This is a genomic window from Stenotrophomonas sp. (genome assembly GCF_059505245.1).
In genome coordinates this window covers 242,078-263,231 of sequence record NZ_JCACKF010000037.1, presented here as the reverse complement: position 1 = coordinate 263,231, position 21,154 = coordinate 242,078, and the positions used below count along the sequence as shown (strand labels likewise).

Genomic DNA, 21,154 nt, shown 5'->3' with positions numbered 1-21,154 from the left:
CTGCCGTCGCCGCGTATCATGTCTGACCGGTATTCCCTCAATGGACTGATGCAATGATCTGTAGCATTTCGCGCGGCACGCTGCTGGCCGTGTTGGTTGGCTTCGCAGGCGCTGCGACTGCGGCTTCCACCTCTCCGGTTTCGCTGACCGATGCGGCGGAGAATGCCTCGCTGATCGAGATACGGCATTCCGCTGGCGCGGGTTCTCCTGTTGCGTCCATCCGGACGCAGTACTTCGCCAGCGAGGAAATGTCCGTGAGTTGGGATGACCAGCAGGTGCTGGTGCTTTGCAAGGAGGCGGCATACCTGCAGATTCCCCCTGCCAAGCTCAAGGCCGCTGCGTTGAGCACCGAGCAGCGGCAGATGATCGTCTACCAGGCGCTGATGTCCGGCCTGGGTGCTGTCGCGGGCGTGGTCGGGCCGGCGGGCGAGGTGGTGGCTGTGGCGGATGACGGAAGCGAGACCCGCAGCATTGGTGAAAGCCATTGGGCGTACGGTATCGAGCGCTACGACGTCACCACCCAGCGCATGCCGGGCGGCGCGCTGCGTGTGCATTCCCGCAAGACCGAGACCGTGAACACGACGCCCCCGGCGAGCCCGGACGACACGTTCAGCACCGAGGATGACCAGGCGGCACGCCTGTCCGAACTGGCGCCGGTGGGGAGCTGGACCGAGGTGCTGATCCATGGTGGCCCGCAGCTGCCGCACATTGACCCGGCGACGTCGCTGAAGGGGTGGATTTCGATGGGGGATGACCAGGCGGCGACCGTGGCCGAGGCGCGCACGCTGCACGGCTGCAAGTAAGGGCTGAGAGGAGGCAGATCCCTTTGCCCAGGGGCAAAGGGATCTGACCCCGATCATTGTCGGCCTCATCGTTCCATTTATGTTTGCAATATTCACTTGCGCGCCAGATTGGCAGGTCTAGAATGCGCCCCATGAATCGGATGCCGCTCCTGAAGTTTTTCACCCTGACCCGCGCCAACGCGGAACGGGCGTGTCTGCCTGGAGCCCCACGAGGCCGTTGAAGCGGCCATCGCTGGACCTTCGACAGAGCGCCCCCCGGGGCGCTCTTTTCGTTTCTGTTTCTTGTGAGTCGACTGACAGTCGACGCTACCCAGCCGACGCTACCCAGTACTGCAAAGGAGAACGTGCCATGCACCAGATCGCCGAGACCGAACGCTAGCCGCGCACCCTGTCGCCAACCGGGGGGCGCGGCCCCTGAAGTTGGCTTTGCAGGAACCTCTATATGAACACCCAAGTCCTTTCCCGTCGTCGCAACCTTGGCATCATTGCCCACATCGACGCCGGCAAGACCACGCTGACCGAACGCCTGCTGTGGAAAAGCGGCGAGATCCACCGCGTCGGTGAAGTGCACGACGGCAACGCGACCACCGATTTCTCGGCGATCGAACGCGAACGCGGCATCACCATCGGCGCTGCCGCCGTGCAGGCGCAGTGGGCGCCGCGCGACCTGCCGCCGCATCGGCTGACCCTGATCGACACCCCTGGCCACATCGACTTCGCCATCGAGGTCGAGCGTTCACTGCGCGTGCTCGACGGCGCCGTGGCCGTGTTCTCGGCCGTGGATGGCGTGCAGCCGCAGTCCGAAACCGTGTGGCGCCAGGCGCGTCGCCACCGCGTGCCGCTGATCGCTTTCGTCAACAAGATGGACCGCGTCGGCGCTTCGTTCGAGCGCGTACTGGAGCAGCTGCGGGACAAGCTGCGGGCGCGGCCGTGGGCGCTGGGCGTGCCGTTGGGCAGCGAAAGTGGCTTCAACGGCTGGGTCGATCTGGTCGATGAGCGCGTGCTGCAGTGGCAGGATGGTGCCGCAACCACGGTGACCCCGTGGGAGCAAGCGACGCGGGCCCAGTGGCAAGCCCAGCGCGATGCGCTGGTCGAGGCCGTGGCCGATCACGATGAGCAACTGGCCGATGCCTGGCTGGAAGGTCGCGTGATCGATGCCGGGCAGCTGCGCGCGGCGATCCGCCGGGCGACGCTGGCGGGTGCGGGCGTGCCCGTGCTGGCCGGTGCTGCGTTCAAGGACAAGGGTATCGAGACGCTGCTGGACGCCGTGGTCGATTACCTGCCGTCGCCGCTGGATCGCCCTGCCGTCAGCGCCGAAAGCGATGAGGGCGAGGTCGTGCTGCCGCCGGACCCGGACGGTCCGCTGGCCGGCCTGCTGTTCAAGATCACCCACCAGCAGCACGGCGCGTTGAGCTTCGTGCGGCTGTACTCGGGCACCTTGAAGGTGGGCGATGCGGTGGCCAGTTCGCAGCATCCGCAGGGGCGGCGTGTCAGTCGCCTGGTGCGGGTGCAGGCCGACCAGACCCACGACATCGAACAGGCCGTGGCCGGTGACATCGTTGCAGTGCTGGGCTGGAAGGATGCGGTCAGTGGTGAAACGCTGAGCGGTCGTGCGCAGCCGCTGCGCCTGGAGAACATCCAGGCACAGGCACCGGTGCTGGCGTGGCGGTTGGAGCCGGCGCGTGCGGCCGACCTGATCCGGATGGCACAGGGTTTGGCCAGCCTGGCCCAGGAAGATCCCTCGTTCCGCGTCGAAACCGATCGCGACACGGCGGAGACCCTGGTCTGGGGCATGGGCGAACTGCACCTGGAGGTGATGGTCGAGCGCCTGCGCAGCGAATGGAAGGTCGACGTAGGCGTAGGTGCGCCGCGCGTGGCCTACCAGGAGACGCCGACGCGTGCGATGACCGGCGTCGTCGGGCGGCTGGTCAAGCAGACCGGCGGCCAGGGCCAGTTCGCGCACGTGGTGCTGGATGTATCGCCGCGCGAGGACGACCAGGTCGTATTCAACGACCGCATCGTCGGTGGCGTGGTTCCGCGCAGCTTCATCGCGGCGGTGGAGAAGGGCGTGCGTGCTGCGTTGTCGGAAGGTCCGCAGGGCCATCCGGTGGTCGGCATCGAGGTCAGTCTTGTCGATGGCCAGACCCATGCCAAGGACTCCTCGGAGATGGCGTTCCATCGCGCAGGCGCCGAGGCGATCAAGGCGGCGCTGGCCGAAGGCGGCACGCAGCTGCTGGAGCCGGTGATGGCGGTGACGGTGCATTCGCCGTCAGCGTCGGTGGGTGATGTGGTCGGCGACCTCAACCGCCGCCATGGTCGCATTGCCCGCATCGACGATCAGGATGGTCGCGCCGAGGTCAGTGGCTTCGCACCGCTGGCGCAGCTGGTGGGCTATACCACCTCGCTGCGTTCGCTCAGCCAGGGGCGGGCCAGCAGCGAGGCGCACCTGCATGGCTACGAGCCGGTGCGCGCTGCATGAAGAAGGTGAGGGGAGCCCGTTCGCGGGCTCCCTTTTTTGTGGGTTCGGGTTGCCGCATCCATGCATGGCGTGGATCTACCGGGTGATCGGGTCGCGAGCGCTGCACTAGAGCCACGCCATGCGTGGATGGGGCCCTCGCGATGCGCTTTTTTTTGCATTGCGATGCAACAAAACTGCAGAAAAAGCTGGATTAAAGTGATGCCTCACGATAAATTGCGCACCCCCCGTTGCTCGCCGCCGCCCGCACCCCTCTCATGCGTGATGACAAAGACCCCGGAACCCTGGAGCTGACCCTGCCGCGCAAGCGCGGTCGTCCGCCCAAGTTCGGGTATGCGATGAGCGATGCGCAGCGGGCCGCACGCTATCGTGCGCGCCGGGCAGGGCAGGCCAACCACGCCGATGTGCGCTCCTGCAGCGACATGGTGCTGCTGGACAAGATCCGTGCAGCGGTGAGCGCGCGCGACACCGAACTGGCCGGATTCCTGGTCCACGTGCTCTGGCAGCGCTACCCCCTGCAGCTGAAATAGTTCGCTGGCGGGGTGGCCGTTGTCATCGAGCTTGTTGATAATGCGGGATTCAGGTTGTTCCCGCTGGCGTGCCCGGGATGGCAGGCGCGCATGATCGAACGGTTCCCAAGATGACCACCACCAGCGACACCACCACCGAAGCGGCGCCGAGCGGCGCTCCCCTGTTCTATACCCGTCCGGTGCCGCTGCAGGCCGATGTGCACGCCGATCTGCGCATCCTGCCGGGCAAGCTCGAGTTCGCCGCCGGCAACAACGCCATTCCGCTGGTGCTGGGCGAGTTCTCGCTGGCGCTGCATCATTTCCCGATCCTGTTCGCCGGCCCCGGTGCGGTTCCGATGGCTGCCGTCGGCGTGTCCGACCAGAACCTGTTCATCAAGGACGGCCTGTGGGAAGACGAGGCCTATATTCCGGCCTACCTGCGCCGCCACCCCTTCATCTTCATCGACACCGGCGCGGAGAATGACTTCCTGCTGGGCATCGACGAAGAAAGCCCGCGCGTGGTCAAGGGCGGCGAGGAAGGCCAGCCGCTGTTCGTTGACGGCAAGGCCACCGAAATGGTGCAGCAGGCGCTGGAGTTCTGCGGCCAGTACACCCGCGAGCACGAACAGACCCTGGCCTTCTCCAAGGCCCTGACCGACAACGGCCTGCTGGTCGAGCGCAACGCCACCGTGCGTACCCCGGATGGCCGCGAGTTCAACCTCAATGGCTTCCTGGTGGTGGACGTCGAGAAGTTCGTTGCGCTGCCGGAAGCCACCGTGGTCGAGTGGCACCGCAGCGGCTGGCTGGCACTGATCCACCAGCACCTGATGTCGCTGGGTCGCTTCAATGACCTGACCCGTCGCCAGGTCGAGCGCCTGGCCGCCTGATCAAGGCATTGGCAGGGTTCCCGCTGGGCGGGAGCCCTGTCCGGCCTTCAGCACGTCCAGCAGGCGCCGCGCATCGGCCCAGTCCGGCGCGGCGTCATGCGCCAGGTCGACCAGCTCCGCCGCGATGGCCGCATGCTCGCATTGGCCCAGCATCTGCAGCGTGCCCTGCAATCGGTGCGCGTGATGGCCCAGTGCCGATGCATCCGCTCGATCAATAACCCGTTCGATGTTGCCGAGCTCATCGTGGATGTCGGCGATGTAGGCCGCGTCCATGTCAATCGTCTGCGCGGCTGCGCCCAGGCCCTGTGGTCGCGCAATGTCGAGCGCAGGCAGCAGCTGGGCGGCGCGCAGCGGCTTGGCCAGCACCGCGTCGAAGCCCGAGCGGTGGCAGCGTGCGCGATGACGCCGTCCGGTGCGGGCAGACAATGCGATCAGGCGAACGGTGCGCCCGGCAGACCCGCGTAGCTCGCGCGCCAGCACGTGACCATCGGCGCCAGGCAATCCAATGTCGATCAGAGCAACGGAGCGGGGCTGTCGTGCCTGTTCGGCCAGGGCACTGGCCGCATCTTTCACGGCGCACACCTCTGCGCCCCAGCGCCGCAGCTGTTCGGCGATCACGTGGCGATTGAGCTCGTGGTCCTCGACCAGCAGCAGGTGCAGTCCGGCCAGTGGCGTATCGCCCACGGGAATGTCCTGGGCATCCACGCCGGTGCCAGCCGGGCACACCGGCAGGCGCAGGATGAAGCGGCTGCCACGGCCCAGCACGCTGTGCACGGTGAGGTCGCCGCCCATTGCGCGGGCCAGTTCGCGCGCGATGGAAAGCCCCAGGCCACTGCCGCCACGCTGGCGTCCGCTGCTGCCTTGCTGGAAAGGCTGGAACAGGGTGGCTACCTGCGCCGGCGCGATGCCGATGCCGCTGTCGATCACCTCCAGCAGCAGCGCCCGAGGACGCGCCGCCGGCATCAGTTGCAGGCGCAGCTCGATGCGGCCGGAATCGCTGAACTTCACTGCGTTCGCCAATAGATTGCTGGCAATCTGGCGTAGCGCATCGGCGTCCACCAGGATGTTCGACGGGGATGCGCCCTGGGCATCGAGATGCAGCTGCAGGCCTTTCCGCTGGGCCTGTGGCCGGATCGCCTCCAGAGCCTGCCGGCACAGCTGGGTTGCATCGCAGGGTTGCGCATGCGGCTTGAAAGCGCCGCTCGCAAGGCGCGAAAAATCCAGTGCGCGATTCAACAGGCTGCGCAGGGATTGGCTGGCGCTGCTGGCAGCGGCGAGCAGGTCACGCTCGCCCTTGGGCAATGTCGATTGCCCCAGCAGCTCGATCGAGGTCAGCACGGCCTGCGCCGAGTTGCGCATCTCGTGGCTGATCACGCCGATGGCATGCGCGCTGCTTCGGTCACCGCGCGCCCGCAGGTGGCGCATTGCGAGCCACAGCAGCGGCAGGGCAATCAGCAGTGGGGCCAGCAGCAGCCACCCGCGCGGGGGCGACGCCTGCATCCAGTCCAGTGCATTCCCGGCCGCGGCAGGCAGGGTCTGGCCTGCCCATAGGTGGAGCAGGCCTGCGTGCTCTTCCAGTGTGACCTCCCGCAATGCCTGTTCGATGCGCCCAAGCAGTTGCTGGTCTTCCCGGCGAACCAGCAGGTAAAGGTCGGTGGAGAAGCCGCTATCGAACGGCTGCAGGCGCAGGCTGCCATTGAAATGGCGTCGAACCAGGGGGCGCAGCGTGGACTCCAGGCCAATCGCCACGTCCGCCAGGCCGGTTTCGACTGCCGCCAGTGCTGCATGCCGGTCTGGCAGCTGCCGCAGCCGGACCTGCGGGTGATGCGCGTGCAGCCAGCTGGCGTAGGGTCCGCCTTCAACGACGGCGATGACCCGGCCGTCGAGTTCGCGCATCTCCCGTGGCAGCCACTCGCCGGCGCGTCCGGCCAACAGGGTGGCGCCGCCACGGAACGGGGTGGACGCGGCAAGGCCGGGGCAGGGCAGCGCCTGGTGCCTTGCGCCGCCAAACACCATGACCAGGTCAGCCTCGTGATGGCATACAGCGAGGATCGATGCGGCGGTTGTCGGGTAGGGGTGTTCCAGGAAACGGAATTGGGCGTGCCGCGCCACCAGGTTGGCATAGCCATGGGCGAGCGTTGGCGGTGATGACGGATCGGCCAGGGCCGCGGGCAGGGGGCGCAGGGAGGGAGTCGTGGCGACCCGTACAGTGCTGCCCGGCAGCCAGCGTGGCGAGCGGATATCTTCGGCCGAGGCAGCCGGCAGGAGAAGGAGCGCCAGCAGCCCCGTGGACAGGAAGCGGCGGCGCAACGGCGGCTGGCGCCTCACGGTGTCTCCAGTCGTTCGCGCAGTGCGTAGATTTCCACGTCGCTGCGCAATCCCAGCTTGCGCAGCACAGCAACCTTCTGCGTGCTGACAGTCTTGATGCTGCGGTGCCGCCGCAATGCGATCTCGGAGACCGTCAAGCCTTCCAGCAGCAGGCCCAGCACTTCGCGCTCGTTGCGGCTGAGCTCGCCGCGGTCGCCGGCCAGCCTGACGTCCGGTGGAACCCGGGTCAGGCCCTGGGAAACACGTACGATGGCGTCGGACAATGCAGCAAGCGGTTCGGCCTTGCTGACGAATCCGTTGAGTCCGGCATCGATCAGGCTGTTGAGGTTGGTGGTGGGGCAGAGCGTGGCGAAGGCCAGCAATGGCGTGCGCGGGAATTCCCGGCGCAGCAGCGCAACGAGCTCGAGGCTACCCAGGTCGTCACGGGCAAGCGTGAGATCGATGATGGCCACATCCACTGGTGTGCGTTGCAGGCTGCAGAGCAGTTCGTTGCTGCAACCGTGGCTGGCGACGATGTCGAAGCGGAGATCGCCTGACAGGTGCAGGGCGGTGCCGCGACGGACGACTTCGTGATCGTCCAGGAGCGCCAGGCGAAGCCGACGCGGTGCAGGAAATCCATTCATGCGCGGGAGGTGGTCGGCGCCCATGGGCGTGGCCGCCATTCTGGCGCCGCTGTCGCGTCGAACATCGAATTCGTTGCGTTTTTACGACTATTCCTAAAGATCGATGGATGCAGTTGATCGGCCGGGGCTTACGCATTCGTGACGTAAATGGATGGGGTGCTGCAGGCGTCCCGTCGTGGCTGCCGGAACCATTAATGTGACGCGTCACGCTGGCGTGACCCTGCGCCCCTGACCTGAGTCGTTGACGCCGTCAGGGCAGGGCTATCGAGTCTGCACGCGGGGGATCGACATGCGACCCAGGAACTGCGCCGGGGTGATGCGGGGCAACTGTTTGGCATGGGCGTCTGAGAAGTGGCGCAGGCCGCCCCAGAGTGCGGTGTCTCCGATCAGGAAGCAGCGGTGCTGGGCACGGGTGACGGCGACGTTGAGCAGATTGGGCTTGCTGGAGGCCCAGTGCGCCGCGCCCACCGTGTCCGTGTCGCAGCCCAGGACCATCCAGACAATGCTTTCCTCCTTGCCCTGGAAGGTGTGCACGGTGCCGACGCGCTCCCTGCACCACGTGCGCAGTTCGGTGGTGCGTGGCGCCTGCGTGCCGGGTGGGGCATCCGGGCCAAGCCAGGCGTCCTGGCTCCGCAGTCGCTCGAGCAGGGCATTCTTGATGCGCTTGAAGGGCGAAATGATGTAGACCGGGGGAAGGCTTCCGGTGCTGTGGTAGAGCGCGGCCAACGCCTGCTGCACCAGGTCGATCTGGCACGGCACGACCTGCTTGTCGCTGGTGCGGCCGGGGGCGTGTACCCAGGCGCTGCTGCCGATGTCCAGGCTGTCGGCGGGTGGCCGCGCCGCACTGGGTTCCCAGGGGTTGGAGAAGATCATCTTCCCCTCGTAGGCAATCGTGTTGGCAATGGAGAACATCGGTTCGACGCAGCGACGATGCACGCGCAGCGGACTGCCGATCCAGAGCGGCGAGCCGCCGGACTCCATGCGGGCACCGAGCGGGTTGGCCTCGTCGGCCAGTACCTGTACGGAGGTCTTGTCGGGCGAGACGTTCACGCCTGCGGGCAGTGCGCTGGTTCGGCCCAGCGCCTGCAGCAGCTTGACCGGCACGGTGAACACCGGCTCGATCTGCAGCGGATCACCCACCACGACCGCGCGCCTGGAGCGCAGCAGTGCACCGACTGCCGCCTGCGGCACGGCCTGGCCAGCTTCATCGATGAACAGCCAGCTGATCGAGTCCGGCCCCAGATGTCGGAACTGGCGTGCGACCGAGGCGAACGTGCTGGAGACAACCGGCACGATCATGAACAGGCTCTGCCAGATGGCCAGCGCATCGCGTGGCTCCTGCAGCCGCTTGCCACTCAGCAGGTGGCACAGTGCAATGACGTTCTGGGCGAAGCCGCCGCCCTTCTGCACCACTTCGTGCAGCCAGGCCTGGTGAAGCTGCAGTGCCGCCACGAAGAGATTGGCGCGCTGCTCGTTGAGCTGCTCGCTGTTCCAGACTCCCTTGATCTGCCAGTCCTGACCTTCCAGTTCGGCCGCGTCGGCGGGATGGGACGCGGTGCCGAATTCGGCTTTCAGTTGTTCGAGCTGTTGCGTCATTCCAGCCCATTGCTGCGCCCGTGCCTGCGCGGCGGCCGATGCCTCGGCCAGGGTGCTCGCGGTTTGGCCCAGGTGCTGTTGCGCCGTATCACATTGCGTCCCGAGTTCGAGCCCGCGCTGGGTCCATCGGTGCTGATGATCTGCGTTCTGCACCATTGCGGCCGCATGGCTGTGCGCGCGCTGCCGGTCAAAGATGCGGGCCCACCAGCCAGGCTTCTCTTCCCTGAGCAGGATGCGTTGCGCCTTGAGCAGGGCGAGCTGTTCATCGGATCTGCTGCGCTGGCTCTCGAGTGCACGGCACTGCTGTGCAGCTTCCTCATGCGCGCGCTGTGCATCGCGAAGCTGAGAAGTCGTTTGCCGGCAGAAGCTCTCCTCATCGTTGCCGCTGATTTCACGGCTGAGCGAGGCAAGCCGATCCAGCTTTTCGACCAGGCCATTGACGATCGCATCGGCCTTGCCGAACGCCTGCCTGGCCTGCTGGAAGCTCATGGCTGCTGGGTTGTCCCGCCACTCCCAGAGCGACTGGTGGCGGGCGCGGTCGTAGCCCTTCGGTGCGGGGGTTTTGCCATCTTTTGGGGCGCTCCTGCTGATGGCCCGCACAAGTGCCTCGCGGTTGGCCTTCCTGCCCAGCGCGCAGCTGATCAACCCCCAGGCATCGCTGTCTGCCGCCGGTCGTTCATAGGCGCCCCTGCCGTTCCATTCGAGCAGGTTGCGGGCCAGTGGCCGCAGGTAGTCGAAGGTCACGTCCCCTGTGCTGTTGCGCCAGCGCGATCCTCCGGGCTTGCCCAGTGACCGGCTCTTCGGCAGGTCACGCGAAATATTCTCCACGGCGGCATTGTTCGACGATGCGACCACCATCTCGAAGCCGGTCAGGTCGGCCTTCAGTGGCGAGACCCTGCACGGCTTCTCACCTTCGAAGTTCACTTCGCGGGCTGGGCCGAGCGCAGCGGCTGGCGTCGCGTACTGTGACAATGCACGTGCGCGCCGCACGATGTTCTCAGCGAAGACCTCACGCAACAGCGTGGTCTTTCCGGTTCCGGGCGGGCCATTGACCGAGAACATGCCTGAATCGCACACCTGCTCGAAGATGCTGTTCACAGCGAACTGCTGCATCAGGCTCATCGTGTGTGCAGGATCGCCGGGCCAGTGGCCCCGATTGATGTGGCGCGGGCGCAGCCGGTCGGCAATCAGCGCATGGCCTTCTGGGGTGTAAAGGTCTTCGCGTCGGCTTTCAAGCAATGGGCTCAGATAGGCGCGTAGCGGCGCACTGGCCTTGCCCTGGTCGAGTGCGCCGATGGCCCGCGCGATATCCTCGACGAAGAAACTGTTGAGGATGCTGATCTCCGCGTCCTCTTCGGGCTGGGCCTCGTCGTCCTCGGCGTCGTCCGCTTCCGCCGTTGGCTCGTTGTCCGGCCCTGGGGGTGTGGCTTTTGCTGCCCGTTCCGGCTTCGGCTTGTCTTCAACGCTTTTCGCCCGGATGACCAGCAGCGGAGCGGACGCGTCGCCCGCGGAAGGGTCATGACCCGACCAGTTGCACAGGATGTCGAGCAGGCGCAACAGGTCGTCGGGGCTGCAGGGCGTTGGGCCCTCACCCTGTCCGGCGGGGGTGGCAGCGGCGCTGCGGAACGTTGCTACGTCGCGCTTGAGTGCTTCAAGGCTTGCCTGGAAGGCGTCGAAGTCCAGGCCCTGCAAGCCACGCCTGGAGATCGTGCCCAGTGCCCACGGAACGGTCGATACCGAGATTTCACCCAGCTGCAGCACGCCCTCGGCGCTTGCCCGCAGGCTGGCCGCGCAGGTCAGGCCTTCCAGTTCGGCCCGTTCGTCCTGTTCCAGCGACTCGTCTCCGCTTGGCGTCTCAGCCAGTACCCGCTGGGTGATATCGGCCAGCTGGGCTTTGTCGAATATGCCGAGGTAGACATCGAATCCGCTCAGCCTGCGACCGAATGGCAGGGGTGGGGACCACAGATCCTTCGGGTCCAATCGCTCGAGCTGATCCCTGGACAGCTGCCGTACGCTCCAGTCCGCGTCCTTCGACTCAAGGACCTGGCCCTGCAGATCGTAGGGTATGAAGAACTCAACCCTGTGCCAGAAGCTGAGGATCGCGCGATGACTGGCCTGCAACGTGTTGCGTCGTTCTTCCTTCAACTGCCTGTTCCTTCCATTGTGAAATCCGCCACGACCGGAATGCACCCTTCGTCGGCCATTGTGGCCGGCGCGCACAGCCCTGTATTGGCCATTAGCGGCCGTCGCGGGCGAGTCTTGAGTGTTCGCGACCCCGGCGCCAGCTACTGCAGGCAGGGCAGGGGCGGCGTCGCTGTACGCACGGGTCTGGCAGCGGCTGCGCGCGTGCTGGATGAACAATGCGGCAGCGGTGATGAATGCGACATCCGGCGCAAGCAGATGTCGACACGCCCTGCCGTCAGCAGGTGCTGCGTGGGGATGACCGATGGCTCAGCGCACCGACTGCGGCACGCGCCTCAGCTTTGCGGTGTCGTAACCCATGGCCGCGATGCGCTGCACGGCCTGCTGGTAGTCGCTCTCGGACACCTGTGGCGTGCGTGCCATGTACCACACGTAGTCGCGCTTGCTGCGCGCGACGATGGTCTGGCCGTAGTCATCGCGCAGCCAGGCAATCACATACTCGGCCTGGATCGGCCAGATGAACTGCATGCCCCAGATGGCGCCGTTGCCGTCCTTCTCGACCCGTCCCACAGGGTGCATCGACTTCTGGGGGGCGTCGAAGCTGCCCTTGCGATAGGTGAAGGTGGTCTGGATGCGCCCGTCGGGCTTCAATGCGTAGCTCTCCACCGCGTCGAAAGCTTTGCGCTCCGGCCATGAGGGGATGTGGGCGATCACATACCAGTCGCCCATGAAGCGTGGCACGTCCACTGAGGGCGGGCGGGGCAGGGGACGGGTATCGGTGGAACTGCAGCCGGAACCAAACAGGCTCAATGCCAGCAGGGGAAGCAGCGAGCGCATGCGCATGTCACACCTCAACGGGGGCGGAACAGATAGTGGGCGACCAGCCACTGCTGGCCGTCGTCGTAGCCGAACAGCTCGGCGCATGCCATCCAGAACATGCGCCAGCGCTGCCACCAGATCTTCGCGGCGGCCTGGCCGTAGGTCGCGACCAGCACCGGCATCACCGCCTCGCGTGCTGCATCCTGGTTGGCCAGCCAGTGGTCGGCCGTGCGCTGGTAGTGGGTGCCGTCCAGCAACCAGCGCTGGTCAAGCCGCAGGTCGCGCTGGAAATGCAGCAGCGTGTCGGCCGCCGGCATCAGGCCACCAGTGAAGAAATGGCGGCCCATCCAGTTGTCGCCGCCCTCGGTCTCGAACGGGTACATCAGCGTGCGGTGGGCGAAGATGTGCACGAACAGCGCGCCGTCGGGCTTCAGCCACTGGCTGATGCGCGCCAGCAGGCGCTCGTAGTTGCGCACATGCTCGAACATTTCCACCGAGACGCAGCGGTCGAAGCGTGCGGTTGGCAGCTCGAGCTGGTTGACGTCGCGGGTGATCACCTCGACGTTGTGCAGCCCCCGGGCCTGGCACTGCGCCATGATGTGCTGGCGCTGGCTGTGCGAATTGGACACGGCGGTGATCGCGGCGGCGGGATAGCGCTCGGCCATCCACAGGGTCAGCGAACCCCAGCCGCAGCCCAGTTCGAGGATCTGCTGGCCATCGGCCAGTCCGGCGCGCTGGCCGTACAGCTCCAGCATGGCGTCCTCCGCCTGGTCCAGCGTTTCGCGCCCGGTGGGGTAGTAGCAGCTGCTGTACTTCAGGCGCCTGCCCAGGCAGGCCTGGAAGAAGGCCGCCGGAACCTCATAGTGCTGGCGGTTGGCCGCGTCGGTATGCAGCGCGAGCGGGCTGTCGGCCAGCTCGGCGATGCGACGGCCGAAGCGTGCGGACTGTGCTTCGATACCGCCCAGCATTTCCTCGTGCAGGCGTTGCGCGCACAAGCGACGGATGCCGGCGCGCAGCGCGGCATCGGGAACCAGGCCGCGTTCGGCCCAGGCGATCAGCCCGGTTTCCGCGTCGTCGGCCGGGGTCAGTGACGGAATCGCGCTCATGCGGAATGCTCCTTGGAAGGACGAGGGAACCAGGGGAAGAACATCGGCGTGCTGCGCTGGTAGGCGCGGTAATCGTCGCCGCGGCTGCGCAGCGCCTGCTTTTCGGTGAATGGAATGCCGCTCAGGTAGCGCAGGAACACATACATCAGCAGCGGGCCGGACCACGCCAGCCACCACAGCGGCGAGCCGACCGCGAGCAGGACATAGCTGAACCAGTGCAGCCACTCGAAGAAGTAGTTGGGGTGGCGGGAGTAACGCCAGAGCCCGTCGCGGCAGGTGCGACCCTGGTTTGCAGGATCCGCGCGGAACCGGGCCAGCTGATGGTCGGCCAGGCTCTCGCCGCCGACGCTCAGCAGCCAGACGAGTGCGGCGGCCACGACCCACAACGTCATGCTGGTCTGTGGATTGGCAGCCACCGCGACGAAGGGCAGGGCGAACAGCACGACCAGCAGTGCCTGGGCCATGAAGAAGCCGAAGATCTTGGCTTGATGCCCTTGCCAGTACTCGCGCAGATAACGGTAGCGACCGTCTTCCTGTTCATGGCGGACCCGATGCCACAGGTGCAGTGCCAGTCGGCTGCCCCACAGGCCACCGAGCACGCCCAGTGCAATGCGTGGCGCCGCCGCACCATCGCCGAGCCACGCCAGCAACAGGGCCGAAGCACCCACGCCCTTGGCCCAGAGCACATCGACCACGCCGATGTTGCGGTGGCGCCGCTGCCAGGCCCAGCCCCAGCTCATCACAAGCACGGCATACAGCAGTACCCACACCAGATTGATCATGACGGCGCTCCGGCCAAGGGCGGCGGGATGGTGCGGGAGCCGCGACGAGCGGCCATGCACAGCAGCGAAAGCGCGATGCTCCAGCCCACCCCCAGTACCAGCAGGCCCTGCCACAGCGGCGTAGTGAATCGAACCGCATCGAAACCGCGCGCTGCGGAGAGATAGGCCAGCGGGGCCAGCAGCAGGCCGAACGCGGCTGGCAGGGCAGGGTGGCGCAGCAGGAAGCGCATCGAAGTGGTCAGCGTCATCGCAAACGCGGCCCACAACGCCATGATCCAAAGGGGTGGCGTCCAGCCCAGCGGGGCCGCGGCGTAGCGCACGGTGCCGCTGGCGGCGGCACTGGCGTCGACCAGCCACGCGCAGGCCAGCGCCAACAGCATCAGCCGAAGATCCAGCCGAGGTTGCGGCGAGATCAGCAGCTGGCTGCCGATGTAGAGCGACGCTGCCAGCAGCGCCGGCCATTGCCAGCCGCGCCCGGCGCCGGCCACGGCGCACAGCCAGACCAGCTGGTTGCCAAGCAGATTGGCCCAGAACCGGCGCACCTCAGCCGCCTTGACCCGATGCGCCAGCGGGACGATGCCCGGGGCGCGCCAGCAGCAGATGCGAAACGCCGATCGAACGCTCCAGGAAGCCGCCCTCGCAATAGGCCAGGTAGAACTCCCACATCCGGCAGAAGCGCGTATCAAAGCCCTGTGCCTGCACAGCGGGCAGCTGGGCAAGGAAGCGTTGGCGCCAGGCGCGCAGGGTCAGTGCGTAGGAGTGACCGAAATCCTGCTGGGCGACCAGCTGCAGGTCACTGGATCGGGTCTTGGCCGCCATGATCGCGTTGATCGACGGAATGAAGCTGCCCGGAAACACATAGCGCTTGATGTAGTCGACGCTGCGCCGTGCCTGCTCGTAGCGGTGATCTTCGATGGTGATGGCCTGCAGCAGGGCGACACCATCGGGCTTGAGCAGGCGCTGCAGCGTTGCCATGTAGGTGTCCAGGTATTCGGCGCCGATGGCTTCGATCATCTCGATCGATACCAGCTTGTCGAACTGGCCCTGCAGGTCGCGGTAGTCCTGCATCAACAGCGTGACCTTGTCCTGCAGCCCGGCTACGCGGACGCGCTCGCTGGCCAGTGCATGCTGCTCGGCGGAGATCGTGGTGGTGGTGACGTGGCAGCCGTAGTGCTGCGCCGCGTGCAGCGCAAAACCACCCCAGCCGGTACCGATCTCCACCACGCGGTCGCCCGGCTTGAGCTGCAGCTGCTGGCAGATGCGGTCCAGCTTGCGCCGCGAGGCGGATTCCAGCGACTCGCCCTCTTCGGCGAACAGGGCCGAGGAGTACATCAGGTCCGGTGACAGGAACAGGGCGAAGAAGTCGTTGCCGAGGTCGTAGTGCGCGGCGATGTTGCGGCGGCTGCCTTCACGGCTGTTGCGGCGCAGGCGGTTCCAGCCGCGCAGCAGCCAGCCTCCCACGCGCGCCGGGCCGTGTTCCATGCTGTCGAGCAGATCGCGGTTGCGCACGAGCAGCCGTATCAGGGCGACCAGGTCGTCACAGCGCCATTCGCCATGTATGTAGCTTTCGCCGGCGCCGACGCTGCCCTGGGCCGCCACCTTGCGATAGAACGCCGGGTCCTCGATGGTGACGGTGACATGCAGCTCACCGCGGGCATCGCCCAACCAGACTTCGCCCAGCGCGTCGCGCACGCACAGGCGGCCGTCGCGCATCGGGGCGAGCTGGGCCAGCAGGCGGCGGCGCAGGAAGGCATCCAATGCGCCGGGGCGCGGCAGCGCGACCGAAGGAATCATCGAATTCATCGCGGTTTCTCGGCAAGGGTAGGGTGGTCGTGTACGGGATTGCGTTTCAGCCACAGCCGCAACGCATGCCAGTGGATGGCGGCCACCACCTGGGTGGTCATCAGTGGATAGCAGGCCAGGACGCGGGCCAGCCCGCGGCCATCCAGGGGGTGTCGTTGCATGACCTGGGTGGCATCAAACTGGCGCGCGCCGTCGCGCCAGACCTGCATATGCACGCGCAGGTCCTCATCAGGGCAGTTGAACCGCCAGTCGTAATGACAATCCATCGGCATGAAGGGCGAGACATGGAAGCACTTTTCGAACCGCCAGCGCAGCGAGGTGCCTTCCTGCGTGGCCGTTGCGACCGGCAGCACGTAGGCGTGCCGTTCCTTCCAGGGTGTGTTGGTGATCTCGGCGACGATGCAGTCCAGCGTGCTGCCATCGGCCCGGTAGCAGTAGTAGAAGCTGACCGGGTTGAACACGTGACCGGCGAAGCGCAGATGGGTGAGCAGGCGGACCGGGCCGGTGGGCCGGTAGCCCAGGGTTGATGCAGCGTGGTCGCGCACTGCATCGGCCAAGGGCCGCGCGGGATCGCCGAAGTAGTCGCTGCGACGGAACTCGGCCAGATTGCGGCGATTGATCGACCACAGCCAGCGCCCGGCGAACACGCTGTCGAGTTCATCCAGGTCGAGCAGCAGCTGTGCGATCGGATAGCGGAACGCATGCGGGTGTGGCAGGTGCCTGCGGTGCGCCACCTGCCCGAAGTAGAGCGCACTGGCGCTCATGCGGCCACCTCGCCGGGAGCCGCCATGACGTGGTGCGGTTCATAGGTGCGCAGTGCATCGACCACGCGGCGGGCGCTGCGGATGCCGTCCTCATGGAAGCCCCAGCCCCAATAGGCGCCTGCGAACCAGGTGTGGCGGCGGCCCTGCAGCTCGGCCCAGCGCTGTTGCGCGCGCACTGCGGCATGGTCGTGCACCGGGTGCGCATAATGCAGGGTGCGCAGCACCTTGCCCGGGTCGATTGCCTCGCTGCGGTTGAGCGTGACCACCAGGGGCGTGCTGCCGGGCAGGCCCTGCAGCTGGTTCATGCAGTAGCTGACCGTGCAGGGCGCGGCAGGGTCGCGGGGCACATGGGCATTCCATGCCGCCCACGCCTTGCGGTTGCGCGGCAGCAATGACGCGTCGGTGTGCAGCACCGCTTCGTTGGCCTGGTAGCGGATGGCGCCGAGCACGTCGCGTTCGATGGGGTCGGCGTCACGCAGCAGCGCCAGGGCCTGGTCGCTGTGGCAGGCCAGGATGACCTCATCGAAGCCTTCCACGCCGGCCGCGCTGTGCACGCGAGCGCCCCACGGCATGCGCTCGACCGACTGTACCGGGCACTCCAGCCGCTCATGCACCCGCCAGCGGGCGCGCAGGGCATCGACATAGCGGGCCGATCCACCGCTCACCACCCGCCACGGTGCACGCCCGGTCATCTGCAGCATCTGGTGGTTGGCCATGAACTGGGCCAGATAGCGCGCCGGAAAGTCCATCACCGTGGCCGTCGGGGACGACCACAGCGCGGAGGCCATCGGCAGCAGGTGCTCGTCGATGAAGGCATCGCCGTAGCGCTGGCTGCGCAGGTACTGCCCCAACGTTGGGCCCTCGTCTTCTGCCAGCAACAGGGGGGCATCGCGGTAGAACCGGCGCAGGTCGGCCAGCATGCCCCAGAACCGCGGCGACACCAGGTTGCGGCGCTGGCAGAACAGGCCATCCAGCGAGGTGGCGTTGTACTCCACGCCGCTGCGCTCGCTGTGCATCGAGAAGCTCATCGTGGTCGGCTGCGAGGCTACGCCCAGCTCGTCGAACAGTGCGGTCAGCAGCGGGTAGTGCTGGGGATTGAACACGATGAAGCCGGTGTCCACCGCCATGCGGACGCCATCCACCTGCACGTCGTGGGTGTGGGTATGGCCGCCCAGATAGTCGTTGGCCTCGAACAGCGTGACGTCGTGTTCGCCGTCCAGCCACCAGGCGCTGGCCAGTCCGGCAATGCCCGAACCGATGATCGCGATGCGCATGTCAGTACCTCGCCTTGGCCAGCACCCACTCGGGAATCGGCTTGAGCCCTTTGACCAGCCCAAGCGCCGCCATCGCGCGCAGTCCATACCAGGTCAGGTCCACTTCCCACCAGCGGAAGCCCTGGCGGACGGTGCCCGGGAAGAAGTGGTGGTTGTTGTGCCAGCCTTCGCCGAAGGTGAGCAGCGCCAGCCAGAGATTGTTGCGGCTGTCATCGCGGGTCTCGAAGCGGCGGCGACCGAAGCGATGGGCCAGCGAATTGATGGTGACCGTGGCGTGGAACAGCACGATCGTGGAGATGAAGAAGCCCCACACCAGCAATTGCGAGCCGGAGGTATGCAAGCCTGGCGCCCAGCGCTCCAACCCGGCGCCCAGTGCATACAGCGCTGCGGCCAGCAGTACCGGCACAGCCGTATCGAAGCGGTCCAGCCAGCGCAGCTCCGGGTAGCGCGCCAGGTCGGGCACCCGCGACAGGTCGGTGGCAAAGGCCTCGCGGGTCAGGAACCAGCCCATGTGGCTGCGCCAGAAGCCGCCCTCACGGGGGGAGTGCGGGTCCAGCGGCTGGTCGGCGTGACGGTGGTGGTGGCGATGGTGGGCGGCCCACCACAGCGGCCCGCGCTGTACGCTGGAGGCGCCTATCACCGCGAACACGAACTGCACCGGCCGCGATGCCTGGAAGGTGCGATGCGAGAAGTAGCGGTGGTAGAACGCCGTGATGGCGAACATGCGCACCGCATAGAGTGCTGCAGCCACGATCACCGCTGTCCACGAGATGCCCACCCAGATCACCGCGATGCAGGCCAGGTGCATCAGCGCGAAGGGCACGGCGCGCACCCAGTCGATCCGCCCCGGCCGCTCGCCGGTGGCCTCTGCGGCGTTGCCGGTATCGAACCAGCGCTGCAGCGTGCGCAGCAGGCGCCAGCGTCGACGGGGGAGGGGCGCTACAGAGGCCATGGCGGATCTCGGCGGGTTTCGTGTCTTCCTCTACGCGGCAGAAGGCCCACTGGATGCGGAGCGCGGCAGGAAATTTCGATTTCACCTGGCCGTAACGGTGCAGCGATCTGTCAGCGGCTGCGCCCAGGCCTGCTGCCATTCGCTGGCGGGGCGACCAGCCGCTGCGGCGATGAAGCGCACCGTCACCTGTGGATAGGCACCGCGTTGATCGCGCAGGTTGCTGGTGCCACGGAACTCCAGCAGGCGCTGGTCAGCACTGGCATATACCAGCGCAAGGCGTGGCGCGATGCCGCCGTACCAGGTGTCCAGGCTGACCTCGATCGACTGCGCATCGATCCCCTGCCAGCGCTGCGGGCCGATGCGCCTTACCTGCACCGGGAAGTAGCGCTGCCGCGCTGGAACCAGGAAGGGCAGGGTCACACGCTCGCCGCGCATGAGCGCCTGCCAATGCAGGCGCACCGCCGCGTCGAACCCTGCGTCGATGACCGCGCCGGTCGGCAGGTCGAGCTCGCGCTGCACCGGTGGGCTGCCGGCATCCTCCTTCCACGCGATCGAGACCCTGCCGCTGGCGGCCTCGACGTCGGCCTTCTGGCCGCTGCGCCGGTCCTCCAGGGTATAGCCGCGCGCCTGTGGGTCCGCGCTGGCCGGCAGGTGCTTGCGGGCGAAAGGCCGCCCGTCCGCGCATTGGTACAGCACCCAGCGCTCGGCACCCTCGGCCGCATCGCGTCGCCAGTGCACCTCGCGGTAGAGCAGGTCGCCGCGCGGCGACGTTGCTACTCCCTCGCTTCGCAGCCAGGGCGCGGCCAGCGCGACATGGGGCAGGCACAGCAGCAGCCAGGCGGTACGCATCGCGTTCATCCGGGAAAGGAGGGCTGAGGTCATACGGCGGGGATGGGCGGTTGGATGCGTCTGCAGCGGCTGCATCCAATCACGGCCCCTGCGCGTACAGAGGACAGACCTTCACCCGCCCGCCGCGAACGCCGATGTACCCTGACGCCGCCAGCAGCCCCCTCAACTTCGATACCGCACGCATCGTGTCCAGTTCCCAGCAGCCGAGCAGCGAGCCGACGAACTGGGCCGGTGACATGGACGGCGTGGCACGGCTTCGTGACCGCGACTGTTTCATGCGGATCTATGATTACTTCATGCCGCGGCTGTGCGTATACCTGCGGGGCCTGGGCGTGCCTGACGCGGTGGCCGAGGAACTGGCGCAGGAGAGCCTGCTGCGGCTATGGCTGCGCGCGGCCGACTTCGATCCCGCGCAGGGTGCGCTGAGCACGTGGCTGTATCGCATCGCCCGTAACCTGCACATTGACCGCATCCGCCGCGAGCGCAGCTGGATGCAGGTGCAGGCTGCCGTCGAGGACGCAGCAACCCTGGATGTGATCGAACGCAGCAGCGCCGAACAGTTTGCCGACCAGGCCCGGCTGCGCCAGCGCATCAACGAACTGCCCGCCGTGCAGGCGCGCTTGGTGCGCATGTCCTATTTCGAGGCCAAGAGCCACAGCGAGATCGCCGAGGCGATCGGCATGCCCTTGGGCACCGTCAAGTCGCATCTGCGGCGCGCGTTCCTGCAGCTGCAGGCCAAAGTGGGAGGTGCGCTGTGAACCCGCGCCACCACCTGCACGAATCGACGTTGATGAGCTATGCCGCAGGCGCGCTGCCCGCGCCACTGAGCGTGGTCGCTGGTACGCATCTGGAGCAGTGCCCGCACTGCCGCCAGCGCCTGCGCGAGGCCGAGGCGATCGGCTCGGTGCTGCTCGAGCAGACCCAGCCGCCCGCGCCTGATCCACGCCGCGAACAGCTGCGCGAGGCCATGCTGATGCAGCTGGCTGCGGAAATGCCGATTGCCATGGACCAGGCCGCGCGTCCCGTGCCGAAGGAGCGGCCCGAGGCCGACCCGGACCATCTGCCTGCCTCGCTGCACCCCTACTTCGGGGCATCGCTCAGTGGGTTGCGTTGGCGCTGGATGGCACCCGGCGTGCACTGCATCCGTGCCGAGCAGATGCCTTCGCTGATCATGCTGAAGATCGCCCCGGGCAAATGCCTGCCCATGCACAGCCATGGCCGCAGCGAGCTGACCCAGATCCTGCGCGGTTCCTACAACGATGCGCTGGGGCTGTTCGCACCCGGCGACGTGGCGGACCTGGATGAAGACGTGGAGCATCAGCCGGTGACCGCGCCGGGGGTGCCGTGCATCTGTGTGTCGGCGCTGGATGCACCGCTGGTGTTCAGCGGGTGGCTGGCGCGCAAGATCCAGCGGTTCGTGAAACTCTAGTGCGGCCCTGGC

Annotated in this window: 18 protein-coding genes; 6 read left to right on the top strand and 12 right to left on the bottom strand. The window is 66.9% G+C overall.

Annotated features, from left to right (window positions below; genetic code table 11):
- Window positions 1-53: 53 nt before the first annotated feature.
- The 4 genes from AC5JLE_RS14625 to AC5JLE_RS14610 all read left to right on the top strand — a co-directional run bounded on the left by AC5JLE_RS14625 (window position 54) and on the right by AC5JLE_RS14610 (window position 4,675).
- Entirely contained in the window at window positions 54-803 is a 750-nt protein-coding gene (locus AC5JLE_RS14625) for a hypothetical protein (protein WP_032961060.1), read from the top strand.
- Window positions 804-1,245: 442 nt separating this feature from the next.
- Complete coding sequence (gene fusA / locus AC5JLE_RS14620) at window positions 1,246-3,282, top strand: elongation factor G (protein WP_197561082.1); 2,037 nt, start codon at window positions 1,246-1,248, stop codon at window positions 3,280-3,282.
- A 254-nt stretch (window positions 3,283-3,536) separates the two neighbouring features.
- Window positions 3,537-3,809, top strand: a complete 273-nt coding sequence (locus tag AC5JLE_RS14615; RefSeq protein WP_005409616.1) for a hypothetical protein — start codon at window positions 3,537-3,539, stop codon at window positions 3,807-3,809.
- 110 nt (window positions 3,810-3,919) lie between these two features.
- Window positions 3,920-4,675: a SapC family protein gene (locus tag AC5JLE_RS14610; RefSeq protein WP_032961063.1), complete on the top strand. Its 756-nt coding sequence runs from the start codon at window positions 3,920-3,922 to the stop codon at window positions 4,673-4,675.
- Here the strand turns inward: AC5JLE_RS14610 and AC5JLE_RS14605 are convergent, their stop codons facing one another.
- The 12 genes from AC5JLE_RS14605 to AC5JLE_RS14550 form a co-directional block, all read right to left on the bottom strand.
- Window positions 4,676-7,003 (bottom strand): ATP-binding protein, encoded by a 2,328-nt coding sequence (locus AC5JLE_RS14605; RefSeq protein ID WP_241883847.1) that lies wholly within the window; start codon window positions 7,001-7,003, stop codon window positions 4,676-4,678.
- On the bottom strand, window positions 7,000-7,626 hold the full coding sequence (locus AC5JLE_RS14600; RefSeq protein WP_032961138.1) for a response regulator transcription factor: 627 nt from the start codon (window positions 7,624-7,626) through the stop codon (window positions 7,000-7,002). The genes AC5JLE_RS14605 and AC5JLE_RS14600 overlap by 4 nt, the downstream gene beginning before the upstream one ends.
- A 261-nt stretch (window positions 7,627-7,887) precedes the next feature.
- Complete coding sequence (locus AC5JLE_RS14595) at window positions 7,888-11,367, bottom strand: DEAD/DEAH box helicase (protein WP_496065420.1); 3,480 nt, start codon at window positions 11,365-11,367, stop codon at window positions 7,888-7,890.
- 306 nt (window positions 11,368-11,673) lie between these two features.
- Complete coding sequence (locus AC5JLE_RS14590; RefSeq protein ID WP_111206860.1) at window positions 11,674-12,207, bottom strand: lipocalin family protein; 534 nt, start codon at window positions 12,205-12,207, stop codon at window positions 11,674-11,676.
- A gap of 8 nt (window positions 12,208-12,215) precedes the next feature.
- Window positions 12,216-13,289, bottom strand: a complete 1,074-nt coding sequence (locus AC5JLE_RS14585; protein WP_241883850.1) for an SAM-dependent methyltransferase — start codon at window positions 13,287-13,289, stop codon at window positions 12,216-12,218.
- On the bottom strand, window positions 13,286-14,071 hold the full coding sequence (locus AC5JLE_RS14580) for a DUF1295 domain-containing protein (RefSeq protein WP_126412147.1): 786 nt from the start codon (window positions 14,069-14,071) through the stop codon (window positions 13,286-13,288). Before AC5JLE_RS14580 ends, AC5JLE_RS14585 begins: the two co-directional genes overlap by 4 nt.
- On the bottom strand, window positions 14,068-14,613 hold the full coding sequence (locus tag AC5JLE_RS14575) for a DUF2878 domain-containing protein (protein ID WP_262217305.1): 546 nt from the start codon (window positions 14,611-14,613) through the stop codon (window positions 14,068-14,070). Before AC5JLE_RS14575 ends, AC5JLE_RS14580 begins: the two co-directional genes overlap by 4 nt.
- Before the next feature lies 1 nt (window position 14,614).
- Window positions 14,615-15,874 carry an SAM-dependent methyltransferase gene (locus AC5JLE_RS14570; RefSeq protein ID WP_041863424.1) on the bottom strand — a complete coding sequence of 420 codons (1,260 nt, stop codon included), beginning with the start codon at window positions 15,872-15,874 and terminating at the stop codon, window positions 14,615-14,617.
- Window positions 15,871-16,638: a DUF1365 domain-containing protein gene (locus tag AC5JLE_RS14565; protein ID WP_164109217.1), complete on the bottom strand. Its 768-nt coding sequence runs from the start codon at window positions 16,636-16,638 to the stop codon at window positions 15,871-15,873. The genes AC5JLE_RS14570 and AC5JLE_RS14565 overlap by 4 nt, the downstream gene beginning before the upstream one ends.
- Window positions 16,635-17,912, bottom strand: coding sequence for an NAD(P)/FAD-dependent oxidoreductase (locus AC5JLE_RS14560; protein WP_496065419.1), 1,278 nt, complete (start codon window positions 17,910-17,912; stop codon window positions 16,635-16,637). The genes AC5JLE_RS14565 and AC5JLE_RS14560 overlap by 4 nt, the downstream gene beginning before the upstream one ends.
- Window position 17,913: 1 nt before the next feature.
- Entirely contained in the window at window positions 17,914-18,864 is a 951-nt protein-coding gene (locus tag AC5JLE_RS14555; protein ID WP_075075970.1) for an acyl-CoA desaturase, read from the bottom strand.
- An 81-nt stretch (window positions 18,865-18,945) separates the two neighbouring features.
- A complete protein-coding gene (locus AC5JLE_RS14550; protein WP_262217307.1) occupies window positions 18,946-19,713 on the bottom strand; it encodes a hypothetical protein in 768 nt (255 codons plus the stop codon).
- A 134-nt stretch (window positions 19,714-19,847) separates the two neighbouring features.
- Between AC5JLE_RS14550 and AC5JLE_RS14545 the strand changes: the two genes are divergently transcribed.
- Together AC5JLE_RS14545 and AC5JLE_RS14540 are read left to right on the top strand one after the other, a co-directional pair.
- Window positions 19,848-20,471: a sigma-70 family RNA polymerase sigma factor gene (locus AC5JLE_RS14545; RefSeq protein ID WP_164109223.1), complete on the top strand. Its 624-nt coding sequence runs from the start codon at window positions 19,848-19,850 to the stop codon at window positions 20,469-20,471.
- Entirely contained in the window at window positions 20,468-21,142 is a 675-nt protein-coding gene (locus tag AC5JLE_RS14540; protein WP_046430513.1) for a ChrR family anti-sigma-E factor, read from the top strand. Before AC5JLE_RS14545 ends, AC5JLE_RS14540 begins: the two co-directional genes overlap by 4 nt.
- Window positions 21,143-21,154 lie beyond the last annotated feature (12 nt).